At 46.6% G+C, this 19,546-nt stretch carries 15 protein-coding genes; 12 read left to right on the forward strand and 3 right to left on the reverse strand.

The window, feature by feature from the left end; all coding sequences use genetic code 11:
* Window positions 1-38 precede the first annotated feature (38 nt).
* Window positions 39-1,271 carry a methyltransferase gene (locus ACX5J7_RS04210; RefSeq protein WP_498706216.1) on the reverse strand — a complete coding sequence of 411 codons (1,233 nt, stop codon included), beginning with the start codon at window positions 1,269-1,271 and terminating at the stop codon, window positions 39-41.
* 334 nt (window positions 1,272-1,605) lie between these two features.
* On the opposite strand from ACX5J7_RS04210, the gene ACX5J7_RS04215 reads away from it, so the two are divergent.
* Genes ACX5J7_RS04215 through ACX5J7_RS04230 form a run of 4 tightly spaced genes read left to right on the forward strand, consistent with a single transcriptional unit; the run spans window position 1,606 to window position 3,932 of the window.
* Window positions 1,606-2,247, forward strand: a complete 642-nt coding sequence (locus ACX5J7_RS04215; protein WP_012517233.1) for an alpha-ketoglutarate-dependent dioxygenase AlkB family protein — start codon at window positions 1,606-1,608, stop codon at window positions 2,245-2,247.
* Window positions 2,248-2,254: 7 nt separating this feature from the next.
* Window positions 2,255-2,575 (forward strand): BolA/IbaG family iron-sulfur metabolism protein, encoded by a 321-nt coding sequence (locus ACX5J7_RS04220; protein ID WP_012517234.1) that lies wholly within the window; start codon window positions 2,255-2,257, stop codon window positions 2,573-2,575.
* 32 nt (window positions 2,576-2,607) lie between these two features.
* Window positions 2,608-3,300, forward strand: a complete 693-nt coding sequence (locus tag ACX5J7_RS04225; RefSeq protein WP_012517235.1) for a phosphatase PAP2 family protein — start codon at window positions 2,608-2,610, stop codon at window positions 3,298-3,300.
* A 2-nt stretch (window positions 3,301-3,302) separates the two neighbouring features.
* Window positions 3,303-3,932: a nucleotidyltransferase family protein gene (locus ACX5J7_RS04230; RefSeq protein ID WP_024015696.1), complete on the forward strand. Its 630-nt coding sequence runs from the start codon at window positions 3,303-3,305 to the stop codon at window positions 3,930-3,932.
* Between the two features lie 72 nt (window positions 3,933-4,004).
* Here ACX5J7_RS04230 and ACX5J7_RS04235 read toward each other — a convergent pair whose 3' ends face one another.
* Window positions 4,005-5,345: a nitrate- and nitrite sensing domain-containing protein gene (locus ACX5J7_RS04235; protein ID WP_498706220.1), complete on the reverse strand. Its 1,341-nt coding sequence runs from the start codon at window positions 5,343-5,345 to the stop codon at window positions 4,005-4,007.
* Window positions 5,346-5,670: 325 nt separating this feature from the next.
* Window positions 5,671-5,958, reverse strand: a complete 288-nt coding sequence (locus ACX5J7_RS04240) for a hypothetical protein (RefSeq protein WP_012517238.1) — start codon at window positions 5,956-5,958, stop codon at window positions 5,671-5,673.
* A 405-nt stretch (window positions 5,959-6,363) separates the two neighbouring features.
* Between ACX5J7_RS04240 and ACX5J7_RS04245 the strand changes: the two genes are divergently transcribed.
* From ACX5J7_RS04245 to ACX5J7_RS04280, 8 genes are all read left to right on the forward strand, one after another.
* Entirely contained in the window at window positions 6,364-7,929 is a 1,566-nt protein-coding gene (locus ACX5J7_RS04245; RefSeq protein WP_015066196.1) for a SulP family inorganic anion transporter, read from the forward strand.
* A 327-nt stretch (window positions 7,930-8,256) separates the two neighbouring features.
* Window positions 8,257-10,806: a nitrite reductase large subunit NirB gene (nirB, locus tag ACX5J7_RS04250; RefSeq protein WP_498706223.1), complete on the forward strand. Its 2,550-nt coding sequence runs from the start codon at window positions 8,257-8,259 to the stop codon at window positions 10,804-10,806.
* 36 nt (window positions 10,807-10,842) lie between these two features.
* Window positions 10,843-11,214 (forward strand): nitrite reductase small subunit NirD, encoded by a 372-nt coding sequence (gene nirD, locus ACX5J7_RS04255; RefSeq protein ID WP_498706224.1) that lies wholly within the window; start codon window positions 10,843-10,845, stop codon window positions 11,212-11,214.
* Between the two features lie 58 nt (window positions 11,215-11,272).
* Complete coding sequence (locus ACX5J7_RS04260) at window positions 11,273-14,101, forward strand: nitrate reductase (protein ID WP_287148823.1); 2,829 nt, start codon at window positions 11,273-11,275, stop codon at window positions 14,099-14,101.
* A gap of 36 nt (window positions 14,102-14,137) precedes the next feature.
* Window positions 14,138-15,079 carry a uroporphyrinogen-III C-methyltransferase gene (cobA, locus tag ACX5J7_RS04265; RefSeq protein ID WP_287148822.1) on the forward strand — a complete coding sequence of 314 codons (942 nt, stop codon included), beginning with the start codon at window positions 14,138-14,140 and terminating at the stop codon, window positions 15,077-15,079.
* Window positions 15,063-16,058 (forward strand): glycosyl transferase family protein, encoded by a 996-nt coding sequence (locus tag ACX5J7_RS04270; RefSeq protein WP_015066201.1) that lies wholly within the window; start codon window positions 15,063-15,065, stop codon window positions 16,056-16,058. Before cobA ends, ACX5J7_RS04270 begins: the two co-directional genes overlap by 17 nt.
* 185 nt (window positions 16,059-16,243) lie before the next feature.
* Window positions 16,244-17,560, forward strand: a complete 1,317-nt coding sequence (locus tag ACX5J7_RS04275; protein ID WP_287148820.1) for a methyl-accepting chemotaxis protein — start codon at window positions 16,244-16,246, stop codon at window positions 17,558-17,560.
* 556 nt (window positions 17,561-18,116) lie between these two features.
* On the forward strand, window positions 18,117-19,526 hold the full coding sequence (locus tag ACX5J7_RS04280; RefSeq protein ID WP_498706226.1) for a CmpA/NrtA family ABC transporter substrate-binding protein: 1,410 nt from the start codon (window positions 18,117-18,119) through the stop codon (window positions 19,524-19,526).
* Window positions 19,527-19,546 lie beyond the last annotated feature (20 nt).

Here is a 19,546-nt window from a genome sequence, read left to right on the forward strand (position 1 = left end):
TTTAAATATATTCCGTATTACGCGTTTTTTTAGCGTGCTTATCGTTTAGCAGTGCCTAAGATAACGAACTTTTTGTCACTCGCAAGTACCTTTGCGCCACCAAACAGTTTTTTAAGCTTAATGTGATACTCAAGGTGTCTATTCCCAACCACAACCAAATGCCCGCTTTTGACAAGCAGGTCGCGAGAGTCGGTAAACATCTGCCACGCGATATGATCGGTAATCGCGTTTTGCTGATGAAACGGTGGGTTACACAAAATTTTAGTAACAGCAGGTTTATTTTCACGGTTTAAGAGTGTTTCTAAGCAATTACTTGCGACAAACTCACACTGTTCGATTTTATCGGGGAAGTTGTTAAGTACATTAAGTCTGGCACTTTCTAACGCCATATATGACTCATCTACAAAAATCACCTTGGCATCTGGGGCAAGAGAGAGTGCGTTAACACCCAGTACGCCGTTGCCGCACCCTAAGTCTACCACTACGTCGTTGGCACTGACCGTCATGTGCTCCAGCATAATGCGTGCACCGATATCTAGCGACTGGCGTGCAAACGTATTGGCAAGGTTGTCTATAATAAGCGCAGCGCCCATGGTGCTTTTACACTGCCACCGCGTTGGATAGGGCGATGTCGCCTGCTTTAACGAGTCTCTTGGCGTGGCAAAAATAAGTCGTGACTTTTTCTTCGCCAGAGATGTCGTCGTCGGGCCAATGTATTTTTCGAAAAGGTTAAATACCGATTTTGTGATCGCCTTGACCTTGCCCGTCGCGATAACCTGGGTTTCAGGCGTAATATAGGCTTGTAAATCAATAAGCTGTTGTTCAAGTAAAGCAAGCGCTCGAGGCACTTTTATGACTACCACGGCCGGTGCACATGCAGGCTTAAAACTAGCGCTCTCAACGCTGGTTAATGTTTTAACCGGTGACGTTTTTAGTTCTTGTGTACACGAGCCTTCAGAAGCGCTTAGCAAGGAATTTGCTTTTAAATTCTCGTGCAACGAACGCAAAGATATATAGGAATCGGATACCCAATAAGGGGCTAAATGTGAAAACCAACAGCCTAATGCGCCGAAATCGTCGTTAAAGATCATTAGCGACGGCGTACTTTCATTATCGCCGATAGACAGCTTATTCTCACTCAAAAGAGACTCTAGATGCTCTATCACCAGTTCATCAGCACTGTCCCATGCTTGAAGGCTCACATGCTGGTGCTTTTCAGGGTAGCGAATAAGCGAGAGTTGACGGTCGGCAAATATAAATTCTGTATTCATTGGGGTCTGTTGCAAAGGAAAGGCTCACGACATTCGTTATTGACGAATGCGCCATTGGGTTAGAGATTTACTGTCTATCTTACCATACCCAAAATAAGGCTCTACTTAATAACGCCTTATAATGAAATATCCTGGCCGTCTTTTTTAATTCCGCTTTGTAGACCGAGTATTTAACTGGCCACTAAATCAAACCACAATGTCACGCTGCCCGTAATGAAGACTACGCTAAGAAATAGCGAAAAATAAATTATCACCGCGGCGGCCAATATTGGAGTTTGTATAATAAGCGGGAGCAACCCCTCACAATTACCACAATGGAATTAAACGAATAGACATGCAATTTTCTCTCTTTGAGACACCTGATGAAGAAAGTGTGCCTTACCAGCTTCCGCTGACTGAGGCAGATGTTCGGTATTTTCCTAACGCATTGTCGAAGAATGATGCTGACGCTTTCTTCGAACGGCTAAAAACCGAATTACCCTGGAGACAAGATACTCTTCGGTTGTTTGGTAAACAGGTGAAAATTCCCCGTCTTCAAAGCTGGCATGGCGACCCTGAGTGCACCTATACCTATTCAAACCTTACTATGCCACCTAACCCATGGACATCAAGCCTCGCGTTAATTAAAGCCCGTTGTGAAGCGTTATGCTCGCCCAACTACGGTACAAAATTTAACAGTGTACTCGCTAACTGGTATCGCGACGGGCAAGATAGCATGAGTTTTCACTCTGATAATGAACCAGAGTTAGGTACGAACCCAGTGATTGCTTCGGTAACGCTAGGTGAGGCTAGGCCTTTTGTTTTAAAACACAAAGAAACAAAAGAAAAATATACCCAAATACTCGAACACGGTAGTGTGTTGATTATGGCTGGGGCAACGCAAAGTCATTATGTGCACGGGATTGCGAAGACGGCTAAGCCTATCGGTGGTAGAATTAATCTTACTTTTCGACACCTTATTCAAAGAGCAAGGTAAGCCAACCATGCAAGTAAAAACGTTTCTTGAATCAACGATTAAAGCAGCACTAAACCCGAGCTACCTCGAAGTGGTGGATGAGAGCTTCATGCACAATGTGCCCGACGGCGCGCAGAGCCACTTTAAAGTAACCGTAGTAAGCGACGCGTTCGAAGGCAAACGCCTTATTGCTCGTCACAGAGAAATAAATGGTCTTGCCGCAGAAGCGTTACAGGGGCCTGTACATGCTCTTGCACTGCATACTTATACACCCGCAGAGTGGGAAGCCCGTGGCGGAGAGTCTTTGGCTTCTCCTAATTGTTTAGGCGGCAGTAAACACGACAAGTAACGCTTTTTATCGTAATAAATGGAAGTAAATAAATGAAAAGCAGCGATACAAAAAACAATGGGGCGCTCGCCTCTTACGTGAACATTATTAAAGCCCCAGCAATTCAAGTACTGCTAATGGGCACCGGCTTTTTACTTATGATGTTATTTGTTTATATGGGCGTAATGACCTCATTCGACAATACATTATTTACGACACTGAGCGCGCTTGGCGATGTACATGGATGGAAGAACGATGTGTTAAGAGATGTTACCGCCCTTGGCAGTAACACCGTGCTTATATTTGTTGCTGCAGCGGTAGCAGGGGCATTGGCCTTGGCGGGGGAAAAGAAAAAATCACTGACTTTTATTCTCGCGGTAGCGGCAGGCATAGCGATGACTTTTTTACTTAAAGCGGGAATTGATAGGCCACGTCCGTCATTAACCATGCAACACGTTGATGTGTATACCCAAAGCTTTCCTTCGGCCCACGCTACGCTGTCGACGTTGGTTTATTTCTATATTGCGCACTTGCTTACATACTTCACACAAAACACATCAGTGCGGACATGGATTTACTTCACCGCCGCTTTTTTGGTGTTTTGCATTGGCTTAAGCCGCGTTTTGTTGGGTGTGCATTGGCCTAGTGACATCATCGCGGGGTGGTTTGCAGGGGGCAGCATGGCGTCGTTTTGTTTTTACGTAATAAAGTGGAAACGCAAGCTGCGTATTAAAAAAGAAGGCTAAGTGTGGTGCTAAACCAGGCGCTTAGTAAAATAATACACCGCGACCCTTTCAGAATGGATTGCCTTCGCGCACTAAGCGCACTTAATTTACCACAAGGCTATTTGGGTGCGGGGTTTGTGCGAAATGCCATTTGGGATGATTTACACAATAAGGCTAGACCTACGCCACTTAATGATATTGATGTGGTTTACTTTAGCGATGAAATTACCGTGCCGCAGAGCAAGGTTAGCGTTGAGAACACCATCGAATCGCTTTCTCAGCCAGGCGTCCAGGCCGGCGTCTTATCTGAAGCTAAGGCACAGGAGAAAGCGTTTGAACATGAGCTTGCCCGTTTTGTGCCGAATGCCAACTGGCAGGTAAAAAACCAAGCGCGTATGCATTTGGCTCACGGGCACGCGCCCTATAAAAGCTGCAGTGAGGCCATTTCATATTGGATAGAGCGGGAGACCTGTGTAGCGGTGCGCCTTTTAGCAAATGACGATGTAGATATACTGGCGCCATTTGGCTTGGAAGCAAACTTCGCCGGCACGATAAGTATTAACCCCAAATACCCTAGACCTGATGTTTTTGAGCAACGCGTTGTGTCTAAAAATTGGCGTAAGGTTTGGCCTTTGTTGAAGGTCGTGTTATAGCAACAGAAGTGCAGCAAATGGCATGTATATTCAGCTATTTTGGCTAATCACTAAAGCAAAAATGGGCTTAAGCTACTTTCTCACTGCACTTTTTGTAGCAATACTAACTATCTTAGCGGCAATGGCCGCTATGGTGGTATTTTCGCTCATGGCTTGTTTTTGCAATCGTCGGTAGGCGTTATTCTCACTTAAGCCAAACTGCTCCATTACTACCAGTTTTGCTCGACTTATCAGCTTTTGATCTTGTATTGCCCGCTTGGCTTCTTCAAGTTCGCGGCCCATGTCTTCGATATGTTGTGCTTGTGAACGCAGTAAATCATAAAAAGAGCGGTGGGCAGATAAGGTTTTGGTTTGCTCATTAAGTGGCAGCGTTTTAAGCTCGTCGTCTTTACTATCTTCCGCTAAGCCCGGCATGCTGGGGTCGAACAATAGGGTGAGTGGCGAGCCATCGGTGGCGTGTTCATCGTTGAAGCGTTTAAGCAACTGTTGATGATTGGCCATTTCATTTTTTGCGTCGGCCACTTTAGTATTGGCTTGATGCAAAAGGGCTTCCGTGAGCGCGACTTCAATGGCCTGCATGGCATCCATGCGACGTGTCGCTACATCAAACCAAACTTCTGATATCTCACCAGCAATTGGGCTGCCGTCACCAAGTTGCGCAATCATGTTTCTAAGCTGCGCGATATCGATAGCGGCAGGGCTTTTATTTAACGTATCCAAGGCGTCTTTGTGTGCTTTACAGCTAAACTCACAGAAAATATTGAAGTGATGTTCTTGGGCTTGCTGAAGGGCAGCAAGCTTTTCGCATAAACGCGCATCAAAATGGGTTTCTGCAAAACCAATCGCCCCCCAAGCCCGTTCTTGCCCTGCGTATTCCTTCGCCTGCATAAAGTTGAATAACGCCACTAGCAATCTAGTAATAGTAGGGTCGCTTGCAATATCCGCCGCTTCAAAAATAACGGTAAGTAAACTGGCGACTAAACGGCTGTACGCGCGTGTCGATTCCAGTGGCGTTAGCTTCTGCTTACTCACTTGTTCTCTTAATCGAGGTAGGTAGTCCGTGGCCTGCATTGCAAGCGTAATGCTACTCAATAAACGCGGGTTGCCCGTGGTGATCTCATCAGTCAGGTAGAGGGATTTTAACTGGCTTTTTAGCGTTGACTCTGTGTGTTCACTAGCAGCAACATATTGCATCCGCTCTGAGCTGTATCGCTCGGCGTTTGACGCGAGAAAGATATTGCTGGCACCCCGTTCCTTTTGAAGTTCATGAATAAGTTCTCGCACTGCAATAACAATGCGGCAGTTACTCGATAACTGTTCAAGTACCGTAATCTCAGCGTGTTTAGCTGCAAGTAAAAAGCGCTTAGTCGCGTCGCTACACAGTGTAATGGTCGGTTCGGATTCATGAAGCATAAGGAAACTACTTTAGCTAAAAATAGAGATAACGCGTTAAGCCAAGCAACACTTATGCCCTGTTTATAATGCAGGGATACCATGAAGGTTCAGTGGCGTTAAGTTCTTTCAGCGCCAATAAGAATAAAGGGCTGGGAGCCACGAAGGGTTTGACCATGGTTCGACATAAAGGGGGCGAGGGTGTGGCTGTTGCCTTATTTGTGTAGCGAGAAGTGAAAGGTTGCGCCAAATTGGTGCAACCTGGTGTTGGCGTTTTCGGGGCTGTTTATACGTACAACACAGCAAAACGCTGAAACTTTGGGATTTTTCTTAATGTGGTTGTCTCTTAGTTTCTTACTACCCGAAGAAACCACCCTACAAATAAGGAAATGAGAAAGCCAAAGAACGCAATCATGGTTGTGATAGTAAGCATTTGCCCTGAGAAGTCAGCGTTTTCTCCGGTGTGCTCGCTCACTAGCATGCCCGACGCTTGGAAGATAAACAGGGCGGCAACGGAAAACAATAAAATAACGGCGGTCGACATAATGGTCGCTTTCCAATAAGCCTTTGGTGACATCCAATGAATAGCGCCTGCCACCAACACGCACAAAATAGTAAGAATATAAGGTACCACTTTAACTCCTCGTTGAATAAGGCACTAGCCTTAAAGCGATGTCTCATCACCATGCTCGACTTAGTTCCAACCGTGAGCGCTGACGGACAACATGAATAAAATACCGTAATACGATGCCATGGACGGCGTCATTTGTCAGCAAAGGCGAGAAAATTAAGCGATATGAAAACGCTCAAAAACAGGGTTCTATCAACATAAAAAATTTGGGCAGCAACAAACTGGTGGCGGAAAGCGGAAAGACTTTACGGATTAAGGTTTGTCTTAGTAACAATCTATTAAAAGATTTTAAGCCCTAATGGTGATAGAATCGCCGAAAAATTCTCCTACTTGCATGGTGTGCTGCTCAATCTAGCGGTTTACGCCACGGTGGGTTGTTGTGTTTAACATCTTAGCTTCTGAGAGAACATGTTCGATTTAATTACCAGTAAAGACAGCAACGTTAAAAACGACGTGCTATCGGGTATTACCGTGGCGCTTGCCTTGGTACCTGAGGCCGTAGCATTTGCATTTGTAGCCGGCGTAGAACCAATGATTGGTCTTTATGCGGCTTTCATGATGGGCTTGATCACTTCTGCTATTGGCGGTCGCCCGGGTATGATTTCTGGCGCTACCGGCGCTATGGCCGTGGTGATGGTGGCACTGGTTGCCCAGCACGGCGTACAGTACTTGTTCGCTGCGGTTATCTTGGCCGGTTTGCTGCAAATAATGTGCGGTATATTCAAGCTCGGCAAGTTTATTCGACTGGTGCCATACCCAGTAATGCTGGGCTTCGTAAACGGTTTGGCCATCGTTATTTTCTTGGCCCAGCTAGGTCAATTTAAAGTGACCAATGCGGCAGGTGAACTTCAGTGGATGGAAGGTACGCTGCTATATTGGATGCTAGGGCTTGTGGCGTTAACCATGGCCATTATTTACTTGCTTCCTAAGCTAACTAAAGCTGTACCTGCTTCACTTGTAGCCATTGTTACGGTAACGGCATTAGTGCACGGTCTTGACCTAGAAGCCCGTACGGTTATCGACTTTGTTCGTGACCTGCTGCCAGCAGACCAGCGCGATGCCGCTACGCTAGCCGGCGAATTGCCAAGCTTTGCTATTCCTATGGTGCCCTTTACTTGGGAAACCGTGATGATTGTTCTACCTACGTCTGTGATCCTTTGCTTAGTAGGGCTTATTGAATCGCTACTCACGCTTTCTTTGATTGATGAAATGACCGATACCCGTGGTCGCGGTAACAAAGAATGCGTGGGCCAAGGTGTTGCGAATACCGTTAACGGTTTCTTCGGCGGTATGGGCGGTTGCGCCATGATTGGTCAAAGCATGATTAATATTAACTCTGGTGGTCGTGGTCGCCTGTCAGGCATCACCGCGGCGTTAGTACTGTTGGGCTTTATTTTATTCGCCGCACCGCTTATTGAAATGATCCCGCTAGCCGCCCTTGTTGGGGTTATGTTTGTGGTAGTAATCGCTACTTTTGAATGGGCGTCATTTAGAATTGTTCGCGGCGTTAACAAAGAAGATGCCTTTGTATTATTCCTGGTCACCGGCGTTACGGTTATTGCTGACCTTGCTATTGCGGTTGTGGTAGGGGTTATCGTTTCCGCGCTGGTGTTTGCATGGAAACACGCCCGTCATATTGAAGCGAAATCGCATATCGATAACGACGGCTGGAAAGTGTATGAGCTAGACGGCCCACTGTTCTTTGGTTCGGTATCTCACTTTAAAGATTTGTTTGATATTGCCAACGATCCTAACGATATCGTTATTGATTTTAAAGATTCTCGCATTTGGGATTCGTCAGGTATTGATGCGCTGGACACCCTTGCTGACAAGTATGAAGAGCAAGGTAAGAAGCTGCACATTCGCCACATTAGCGATGAGTGTCGTTCACTACTTCGCAAGGCAGACAAGTTTGTTGAGATAAACGTGGTAGAAGACCCTCGCTATCGCGTAGCGACAGACAAACTGGCGTAAATCTTTAACATTAAGCAATGCACCAAGTGAACACAGGTTTGCGTTTGTTTGGTGCAGCTTAGAAATAAAAATATTGCCTTTTTTATCTTAAGTCTAATAAAAACAGTGTGTTACACGGTTGGCACTGAATTTGGATAGTATTAAACGTAAAGTGTGTTTTAGTGATTTGTGTCAATCGCTGAAAATTGTGTGATTTATAACACTCCGTAAAATGTGTTAGCTAGAATATGCTGAACCTAAGTGTCAGTACTAGCAAAATAGGCAACGAAGCCCGCATCAACGAAAGTTGAAGCGGGCTTTTTTTTGTCCCGAAAAAAGGGGAATACCATGACTTCATTGGACTCAAAAACGCAAATTGTCGTCGTAGGCAACGGCATGGTGGGGCACCATTTTGTTGAGCAGCTTCATCAAAGCGACGCCAATGTAGAAATAACCGTCTTATGCGGCGAGTCTCGCCTCGCGTACGACCGCGTTTACTTATCTTCGTTTTTTAGTGGCGCAAGTGCTGATGATTTAGCGCTTACCACCCCAGCACAGTATGCCCAGTGGGGCGTAAGTGTAGTGACCAATGCGTTGGTGACCGATATAGACCGTGACAACAAAAAAGTGACGACGTCAGAGGGGCAGGTATTTAGTTACGATAAACTTGTGCTTGCTACCGGCTCATATCCTTTCGTGCCGCCTATTCCCGGTAACGAGCAAGAGCACTGTTTGGTCTACCGTACCATCGATGACTTACTTGCCATTGAGGCCTCGGCGGCGGTAAGTAGCGTAGGGGTGGTTGTCGGCGGCGGCCTGTTAGGCTTAGAAGCGGCGAACGCACTTAAGCAAGCCGGCCTTGATACTCATGTCGTCGAGTTCGCGCCACAGCTAATGGCGGTTCAGCTTGACCAAGCCGGTGGTAAAGTCCTTAAAGATAAAATTGAAGATTTGGGCGTGACTGTTCACACCCAAAAAGCGACACAAAGCATTGAAGCGGGAAATACCTGTCGCTATAAAATGGTGTTCGCCGATGGCACCGAACTTGAAACCGACATGATCCTTTTTTCCGCGGGTATTCGCCCTTCGGATCAGCTTGGTAGGAAGTCAGCACTAAAACTTGGCGAGCGCGGCGGTATTGTTATTGATAACCATTGCGTGACGTCTGATCCGAACATATATGCCGTAGGCGAGTGCGCGCTATGGAACAACAAAATTTTTGGCCTTGTTGCCCCCGGCTATACTATGGCTCGCACTGCGGTAAATCATCTAACCGGTGGTGATGCTGAGTTTTCAGGTGCGGATATGAGCACCAAGTTGAAGCTTATGGGGGTTGAGGTAGGCTCCATTGGTGATGCGCACGAACGTACAGAAGGGGCATTAAGTTATACCTACTTAAACCAGCCTGAAGGCGTTTACAAAAAGCTTGTTGTTGATAGTAAACAAAAGAAAGTGCTGGGCGCGGTACTGGTAGGTGACACAAGCGATTACGATACGTTATTGCAGTATGCGCTTAATGCTATCGACCTTCCTGAGCATCCTGAAAGCCTTATTCTTCCGTCGTCGGATGCCGCTCCTGCTCTTGGCGCCGATGCGTTACCCGACACCGCGTCTATTTGTTCCTGCTTGAATGTAACAAAAGGCGATATTGTTTCAGCCATTGAAGGTGGCTGCTGTAGCGTAGCGGATGTGAAAGGTGAAACCAAAGCCAGTACAGGCTGTGGTGGCTGTGCAGCGCTACTTAAAAACGTGGTGGACAGCGAGCTTGAAAAACGCGGCGTTGAAGTTTCAAAAGCCATTTGTGAGCACTTTAACTATACACGTCAAGAGCTCTTTCACATTGTAAAAGTAAACGATATTCGCACGTTTGATGACCTGCTAGAGCAGCGTGGTGAAGGTTTAGGTTGCGAGATTTGTAAGCCCGCAGTGGGCTCTATTTTGGCATCAGTTTATAACGACTACATTCTAAAATCGGCCCACCTACCGTTACAAGATACTAACGATATCTACCTTGGCAACATGCAAAAAGACGGGACTTATTCCGTTGTGCCACGGGTTCCGGGCGGAGAAATCACGCCAGAGAAATTGATTTTGTTAGGTGAAGTGGCGAAAGAGTACAACCTGTACACCAAAATAACCGGTGGGCAGCGAATCGATTTATTCGGCGCGCGTGTTGAACACCTTCCTGACATCTGGGAGAAGCTAGTAGCGGGGGGATTTGAAACCGGTCATGCGTATGCGAAAGCGCTGCGCACTGTAAAGTCGTGCGTGGGTAGTACTTGGTGTCGCTATGGCGTACAAGACTCAGTTGGTACCGCTATCGATTTAGAAAATCGCTATAAAGGCTTACGTGCACCGCACAAAATCAAATTTGCTGTATCAGGCTGTACCCGTGAATGTGCTGAGGCCCAAAGTAAAGACATTGGTGTTATTGCCACTGAGCAGGGCTGGAACTTGTATGTATGCGGTAACGGCGGTATGAAGCCCCGCCATGCCGACTTGTTTGCCACCGACTTAGATACCGAAACCCTTATCAAATATATCGACCGCGTGTTGATGTTCTATGTGAAGACTGCCGATCGCCTACAGCGTACTTCAGTGTGGATGGATAACCTAGAAGGCGGCTTAGCTTATCTTCAAGATGTGGTGATAAACGACGCCTTGGGCATTAACGACGAGCTAGAAGCGCAAATGGATACCGTGGTTGACGCGTATCAATGTGAGTGGAAAACCACTATCGAAGACCCTGAAGCGCGCAAGCGTTTCCGTCAGTTTGTAAACAGTAATGCAGGCGATACCAATATTCAGTTTGTTTCAGAGCGCGGCCAGGTTCGCCCTGCAACAGAAGCTGAAAAAGTGGCAGGGAAAGACCAGTTTATTCCAGTCGCTATGGTATAGCGATTTAGTTATTAAAGAGCTTAGGAGGAACATTTGATGTCAGCAGCGCCAAATCTTTTAGCTTCAGGACAAGATATTCAGCAATGGCACCTAGTGTGCGAAACACGGGACTTAGTAAAAAATAGCGGCGTTTGCGCCCTGGTAGAGTCTCGGCAAATCGCGATTTTTTGTTTATGTATCAAAGGGGAAACCCAGGTTTTTGCGATAAGTAATTACGACCCCATTGGCAAGGCCAACGTGCTATATCGCGGGCTTTTGGGGTCAATTGGCGGCGCCCCGGTAGTTGCGTCTCCTTTATACAAGGAGCATTACTTTTTAGAAAGCGGGCTATGTAAGGAACACGATGATATATTGGTTACCACTTACCCAGTAAAAGTAGAAGGTGAAAAGGTTTTCATTGGCATTTAAGCGGTACGCTGCACACAGAAGGCGTTGACAAAGCAGAGAAAACGAAAAAGGTAATGATATGAATATGGCTACTCCACAACCCGATATTATGTCTGAACAGTTAAGACAAACAACATGCCCTTATTGCGGCGTGGGTTGTGGCGTAGATATCAGTTGCAACGCAAGTAAGCGTGCCGTAACCCTGGACACTGTTAAGGGCACGCCCGAGCATCCCGCCAATTTTGGTAGATTGTGCGTTAAAGGAACAAACCTGCTTGAAACGAACGGCCTTAATGGGCGTTTGCTTCACCCAACCATGGCAGGTAAATCGGTGGATTGGGACACGGCCACCGATGTGATTGCGGATAAGATCGCCTCTACTATTGCGCAGTATGGCGCGGATGCCGTTGCTTTTTACGTGTCAGGTCAACTACTGACCGAAGACTATTACATTGCCAACAAATTAATGAAAGGCTACATCGGCAGTGCCAATATTGATACTAACTCACGCCTTTGCATGTCGTCAGCCGTGGCTGCCTACAAGCGTGCATTTGGCGAAGACGTGGTGCCATGCGATTACGCAGATTTAGAAAGCACTGACTTACTTGTTATAACAGGGAGTAACACGGCGTGGGCACATCCTGTACTCTTTCAGCGTATTCAAAGTGCAAAGCTTAAAAACCCGCACATGAAGGTGGTGGTCATAGACCCACGCAAAACCGAAACCTGTACCATTGCCGACCTTCACCTAGCAATAAAACCCGGCAGTGATGTGGCACTCTTTAATGGCCTGCTACGCTTTGCTAATAAGCAGGAAAGGATAGACAAGGCAAGCGTTGGAAGGTTTGCCGACGGTTTAGATGAAGCCTTAGAAAGTGCGAGCGCGTCGACGCTTAGCGAAGTCGCCAAGATTTGCGATGTCGACGCTAGCAGCGTGAAAACCTTTTATGAGATTTTTTGTGAAGCGACTCGGGCTATTACCTTCTATTCAATGGGGGTGAACCAATCGTCAGCAGGCGTAGATAAAGCGCAAGCCATTATAAACTGCCATTTAGCCACCGATTTAATTGCAAAAGAAGGCTGCGGGCCTTTCTCAATTACGGGCCAGCCGAATGCCATGGGAGGCCGTGAAGTAGGCGGGTTAGCAAATATGCTTGCCGCACATATGGACCTTGAAAACCCTGAGCATATCAACGCAGTAAAAACGTATTGGAACGCGCCAGTTATGCCTAAAGGGCAGGGGCTTAAAGCTGTTGACCTCTTTAACGCCATTGAAAGGGGGGAAGTAAAATTCGTTTGGATAATGGGCACTAACCCTGTAGTAAGTATGCCCAACCGCGGTCAAGTCGAGCGCGCACTATCAAAGTGCGACATGGTGGTGGTGTCTGACATCGTTGAATCTAACGACACATTGAAATACGCCCACATTGCCCTTCCGGCAACGGGATGGTCTGAAAAGGATGGAACGGTGACCAATTCAGAGCGCCGTATATCACGTCAGCGGGGTATCTTGCCTCCGCCAGGCTGTGCAAAACACGATTGGCAAATTATGTGTGACGTAGCGGCTAAAATGGGCTTTGCTGAGGCATTTAATTTTACCCATCCATCGCAAATTTTTTGCGAATACGCAGGGTTAACCGGTTATCAAAATAATGGGCAACGCCAGCTGGACCTATCGCCTTTACAAAATATTACTCAGGCGCAATATGATGCCATGTCGCCTTTACAGTGGCCATTTACAACATCTGATGAGTTGCAAGGTATGCAAGGGCTTAACAGCAAGCGACCCTTTGCCGATAAACAGTTCTCTACGCCTAACGGTAAAGCCAAGCTTATTCCTGTTGTATTTAAAGCACCACAGCAACAAACGTCGAAGCTGTTCCCGTTTGTGGTAAACAGCGGGCGCGCCAGAGATCAATGGCATACCATGACTCGTACCGGCAAAGCAGCAAAGTTGCTAGCCCATACGCCTAATGCCAGCGTGCATGTAAGCCCTCATGATGCTAAAACGCTAGGCGCGAGGAATAAAGACTACGTGGCTTTGCATAGTGCGGCATGTGTAGATGCACCGGTTATCTACCCCGTTAAAATCGATGAAGACATGCGTAAAGGAGAAGTCTTCATTCCTATCCATTGGTCTGCGCAGTACGGCTCACACTGCAAGTTGGGGGCACTTTACGCCAGTGCGGTAGACCCTATTTCAGGTCAGCCCGAGTTAAAGCACGCAGCCGTTGCTATAGAAACTGTACGCTTTACCACCTACGGCAAAGTTTTCGTTGCATCAATGGCGCAAAATGCGCAGCTCGGTGAATTTAACTTTCTCGATGAAGTCGCGCTGCAGCATGCTTGCGACTATTGGACGAAAACACCCATTGAAGGTGCAGTATTGCCAGCGAATACAAACCTGTCTGGTGATGCGTCAACGGTATTTAATATTGCATCGAACAAGGGCCGCCGAGCATTCACACAAGACGTGTTACCTCTTTTACCACAAAACACTGTGTTATTGCAGTTTCATCATCACACCTACTCAGTATGTATAGCCCTTGTAGACGATAAGCTTTGCTTTGCGGCGTTTTTAGGTGATGAGCCAGAGCAGGAAGCCGCAGTAGACGCTAACGTTGGATGGTCAGTGCCTAATGCTTGGGTTGCCAGTCTGCTGAATACCTCTATTAGCCTTGAAACCCAGCGCAAGTTATTACGCACTCAAGTAGACGAGGCGTTTTTAAATGGCGATGTAGTGTGTAGTTGCTTCGAGGTGCGCGAGAAAACAATTAGTGACGCTATAGAAGGCGGTTGCTCCTCGGTAACGGAACTTGGCAAAAAGCTAAAATGCGGTACGAACTGTGGCTCGTGTAAGCCTGCACTATCACAACGAATTAATCAGCACACATTGATAGGTGCTTAAGTTATCTACATTCAAATTATTTAGGAGCGTTTATTCATGTCATTAGCATCTAGCTGGTCGTTACCTTTTTTACGCACCTTTTTTAAAGCCCGCGGAGCCAACCTTAGCGTAGCTAAACGCAATACCCAGCACATAACCAAGAACAATTCGACGGCGTCGCGTTTTTTGAGCAAATTTTCAACGCCTTCTCAGTGTAACGCTGAAAAGCGCGGCCAAGTATTTATTGTAGGCGCAGGCCCAGGAGATGCCGAGTTACTTACATTAAAGGCGCTTCGCCTCTTACAACAGGCAGACATAGTGCTGTTCGATGCCTTAGTGAGCGAAGATATACTGGCGTTAATCCCTCAAGCAGTGGCGAAAGAATATGTGGGTAAACGCTGTAAAAAGCACAGCTTCACCCAAGATGCTATTTGTAAGCGCGTAGTTGAACTCGCAGGCATGGGGCGCACCGTCGTGCGTTTAAAAGGGGGCGACCCAGCGCTATTTGCAAGAACCTGCGAAGAAACTGATGCATTAACCAAAGCGGAAATTCCTTTCGCTATCGTGCCTGGTATTACCGCTGCATCGGGCGTATCTGCCTATACCGGAATACCCCTTACCGACAGGCGCTGCGCCCAATCGGTAAGCTTTATGACGGCCCACTTTAAAGATGCAGACCAATGGCCAGAAATGGCGTCAATGGCACAAAGCGTATTGAAACACACCATGGTGGTTTACATGGGGCTAAGTCGCCTAGAAGGGCTTTGCCGTGGGCTGGTTAATCACAACGTGCCACTCGCATGGCCTGTAGCAGCCATAGAAAATGCGACCACCCCTGGGCAGCGCATGATTACAGGAACGCTGGCTGATATACATAGTAAAGTAAACGCAGCGAATTTAACGGGCCCGACGTTACTTATATTTGGAAAAGTGGTAGAGTCTCGTCAACAGGTTAATACACTTCTACTACATTCATCCGAGCATGCAGCAACCATTTAGCGAATACATAAAAATAATTGGTAAGGGTCAGAAAGGGGGGCGCAGCCTAACCCGAGAAGAGGCCTACCATGCCATGAAAATGGTGTTGGCTAATGAAGTGACAGGCGATCAGCGCGGCGCTTTTCTCATGCTGCTGCGCACGCGAGAAGAAACCCCAGAAGAAGTCATTGGTTTTGTCGATGCCTGTAGAGAGTTAATCGAGCCCGAGGTGAAAACACTTACGCCTACCTTAGATATAGGGTGTTATGCAGGTAAACGCCGTCAACTACCTTGGTATTTATTGGCCGTGGCCATATTGGCAAGAAACGGGTATTCAGTTATGCTTCACGGTGCCCACGAGCCAGGTTCTGGTCGCCTTTACGCGAGTATCGCTTTACCCAAACTTGGCTTACCCGAAGTTAATAGTATTGCTCAGGCAAAACAGCAGTTGACTGAAAAGGGTGTCACTTACCTTGATTTGTCTTATCTTCTTCCCGCTTTGGACACTATTATTAAATTACGAGACGTCTTTGGATTACGATCGTGTGCTAATACTCTCGCTAGACTATTGAACCCTACAGCTGCCAAATTTTGTGTTCAAGGGGTTTATCACATGCACCTTGACCATAAACACTGCCGCGTAAACGAAAACTATCCTTCGATTGATGCGCTCTGCTTTCGCGGTGATGGAGGTGATCCAGAAGTTAACGGTGAAAGAGAAACTGAGCTTTTTATTACCCGAAACGGGAAAACCGAAGAAGTTATAATGCCTGTGCTCGCTGATAAATGGGCGCTCAAAGACAAAGATATGAAGGTTGACGACATGCTTGACGTCTGGGCAGGTAAAGCAAATAGCCTTTATGGTGAGCAGGCTATCCTAAGTACATTAGCTAGCTATCTAGTACTTCTTAAAAATTGTGCCGTTACCGATGCCCTTACCCAAGCAAGGCAGCTTTGGGCTGAGCGCGATAAACAATCCCTGCCTTTTTTATTTTCTTAAATTTTTAATGCTCTTCAAATCCTCTGCTATCTTTAATCAAGACCAAAAAAAAATTAGCCTATTGTTTCAAAATGACTGCGCTTACCGAGGCATGCTACGGGCATGCCTGTAGTGGTGATTTGCCTTTAGTGTAAATAGATGCAGACGTTAAAAATGCGTGAAACGAGGTCCATTAGGAGCGCAGAATGTTTTTCAAAAATAAAGAGTTGATAGCCGAGAAGCAACGTTTGGAAAAGGAAATCGAGGCATATCATACCGTTCAGGAAGAATTACGGGAAGAAATGTTGTATGTCGAATTAAGTGCAGAAGGCCGAATTCGCGCAGTGAATGACCTCTATTCCCAAGCTACTGGCTATTCACTCAGCGAATTAGAAGGCAAGAGTCTAGACAGCCTAATGAGTCAAAATGCGTTAAGAAAGCCAGCTGCACAGGATTTACTTGGCGCCATCAAAACTCACCGCCACTGGCATGGCGCGATAAGCTTTTTCGATGCTAAAGGCCAAGAGGTTTGGGTGAGGGGGGTTATTCAGCCTATTGATGATGCCTTTGGAAATGTGAAGTACATCGCCTTTTATATGGCAGAGCAAACGCGAAATATCACTCACAGCAATGAATTGAGAGACATGATTGCTGCGCTTCATCGTTCTTCTGCTGTTATCGAATTTAAATTAGACGGCACTATCATCACGGCGAACGAGAACTTTTTAAAAGGGACCGGCTATACCTTAGAACAAGTTCAAGGTAAGCATCACCGCATCTTCTGTACCGAAGAAGAAGCAAATTCTGAGGAATATAAACAGTTTTGGCGGGGTTTAGCAAAAGGACAGTTAGAATCGGGGCGTTACAAGCGTATAGATAGTGCTGGCAATGAAGTGTGGTTAGAAGCGTCATACAACCCAATTAGAAATGAAGACGGAGAACTGTATAAAGTGGTGAAATTTGCCACTGTGATTACAGAGCAAATGCAGCGCGAATTTGCTATTTCTGAAGCCGCGAATGTCGCTTTTAATATTTCACAGGAAACAGGTGAACAGGCGCGCGAAGGTAATGAAGTACTCGATTCCACAGTGAATGCGATGAACGAACTTACCGCTCAAATGGGTAATGCTAGCGCAGGTATTAAGGATCTTGACGAGCAATCACAAAAAGTCGCCGACCTTGTAAAAAGCATTAGCGGTATTGCCGATCAGACTAACTTATTAGCATTAAACGCCGCTATTGAAGCGGCACGGGCCGGCGACCAAGGTCGTGGGTTTGCCGTGGTGGCTGATGAGGTTAGGCAACTTGCCTCGCGAACAAGCAGTGCTACAGAAGAAATTGTCAATGTGGTAGTAGAAAATAGAAAGCTAACTGAAAATGCAGTGCAGTTGATTGAAGCTGGGCAAGAAAAAGCCCGAGAAGCGTTAGAGTATTCAACTCAGTCTGGTCAAGCGATGGGCGAAATACAAAGTGGCGCGAACGAGGTGGTAAACGCCATAGGCCAATTCACTAAGCGTTTGTAAGGTAGTCTCCCTTTAACAAGGCCAACACATGATTCAGCGGTGGACGCGTATCACACGCACCACCGTTGAACAGTACCCCCTTTTTTGGTGCACTTAGCTCCCCGTAATTCTTGAATGTCCTTCCTTGTTTTTTGCTAAATATCATATAAATCAGATGTTTATATTTGTGGCACAAAGGCTGCTATTAATCTGGTGCAATAACGATGCTGCTATTAAAGAGTAGTGTTTGCATACACAGTGCAACGACATTGTGGAATGCACAACATTTGCCATAGGGTAAATAAACAGGATTCAGCGGAGAACGGTAGGGAAGCGATATCATCTCCGGTAACTATGGCAAGTGAATAATAATAAGAACAGAGTGGTTTTATAAGCTAAAGCTTTTGATAAACCTCCCTTAAAGATGAGGTGTGTGAGCGGGAATTCCTGACTTACCATTAACAACTTGATGCGTTTGTAAGAACTCCGATATTACAAACACGGCAACGAAGCCCACCATGCTCGACGGTATTACGTCGATAGCTGGTGGGTTTTTTTTTGGTTACGAGGAACACGTATGACTGGGTTAAAAACAACATCACTACTTAAACGCTTGCGAACGGCGAGTGCTGGCGTATGCGCTGCTCTCGCTGTCTCCGTAGCGAGCTTCTCCACTTCTGTTACCGCACAGGAGCCAGCGTTGGGCTGGCCTGAAAAAGAAGAGTTAAAGTTTGGCTTTATCAAGTTAACTGACATGGCACCCCTAGCGGTAGCCTACGAGAAAGGCTTTTTCGAAGAAGAAGGGCTTTACGTTACCCTTGAAGCACAAGCAAACTGGAAAGTGTTGCTAGATAGGGTTATTGATGGGCAGTTGGACGGAGCGCACATGCTCGCGGGGCAACCGCTCGGTGCGACTATCGGTTTTGGTACCGAGTCTCACGTGGTTACGGCCTTCAGTATGGATCTCAACGGTAACGGTATAACGGTATCCAATGAGGTTTGGGAAAAAATGAAAGCCCATATCCCTCAGGAAAATGGCAAACCAGTACATCCTATTAAAGCCGACTACCTGAAACCTGTTGTTGACGAATACCGCAACGCCGGTAGGCCGTTTAATATGGGTATGGTTTTTCCAGTTTCTACCCATAACTATGAACTTCGTTACTGGCTAGCCGCGGGGGGGATTCATCCGGGGTACTACGCGCCACACAAAGGTGATACAGCGGGGCAAATAGACGCACAGGCATTGCTTTCTGTAACCCCTCCTCCTCAAATGCCAGCAACCATGGAAGCGGGCACGATTTACGGATATTGCGTAGGCGAGCCGTGGAACCAACAGGCTGTATTTAAAGGCATTGGTGTTCCGGTTATCACTGACTACGAGATTTGGAAAAACAACCCCGAGAAAGTGTTCGGCGTTAGCCAAGGTTGGGCTGAAAAGTACCCCAATACGCATATTCGCGTGGTTAAAGCCCTTATTCGAGCAGCAATGTGGCTTGATGAAAACGACAATGCGAATCGTCCTGAAGCGGTGAAAATTCTAGCGAAAAGTAACTATGTAGGCGCGGATGAAGATGTCCTTGCCAACAGCATGACCGGAACGTTTGAATACGAAAAAGGCGATAAACGCGATGTGCCAGACTTCAACGTATTCTTCCGTTATAACGCAACCTACCCTTACTACAGCGATGCGATTTGGTACCTCACGCAAATGCGTCGCTGGGGGCAAATATCTGAAGCAAAGTCTGACGGCTGGTACAAAGAAACCGCGAAGAAGGTGTATAAGCCTGAAGTGTATGCTAAGGCCGCTAAAGCACTTATCGCAGAAGGAAAAGCGAAGGCGTCAGACTTCCCAGAGTTTTCGACAGAAACAGGTTACAAGCCTGCACAAAGCGAATTTATTGACGGCGTCACCTTTGATGGAAGCAAGCCAAATGCTTATTTAGAGCAATTTAAAATTGGCCTTAAAGGCGACACGGTTCTTTAAGTGTCGAGTTTAATCGCCCC

It is taken from the genome of Alteromonas infernus (genome assembly GCF_902705815.1).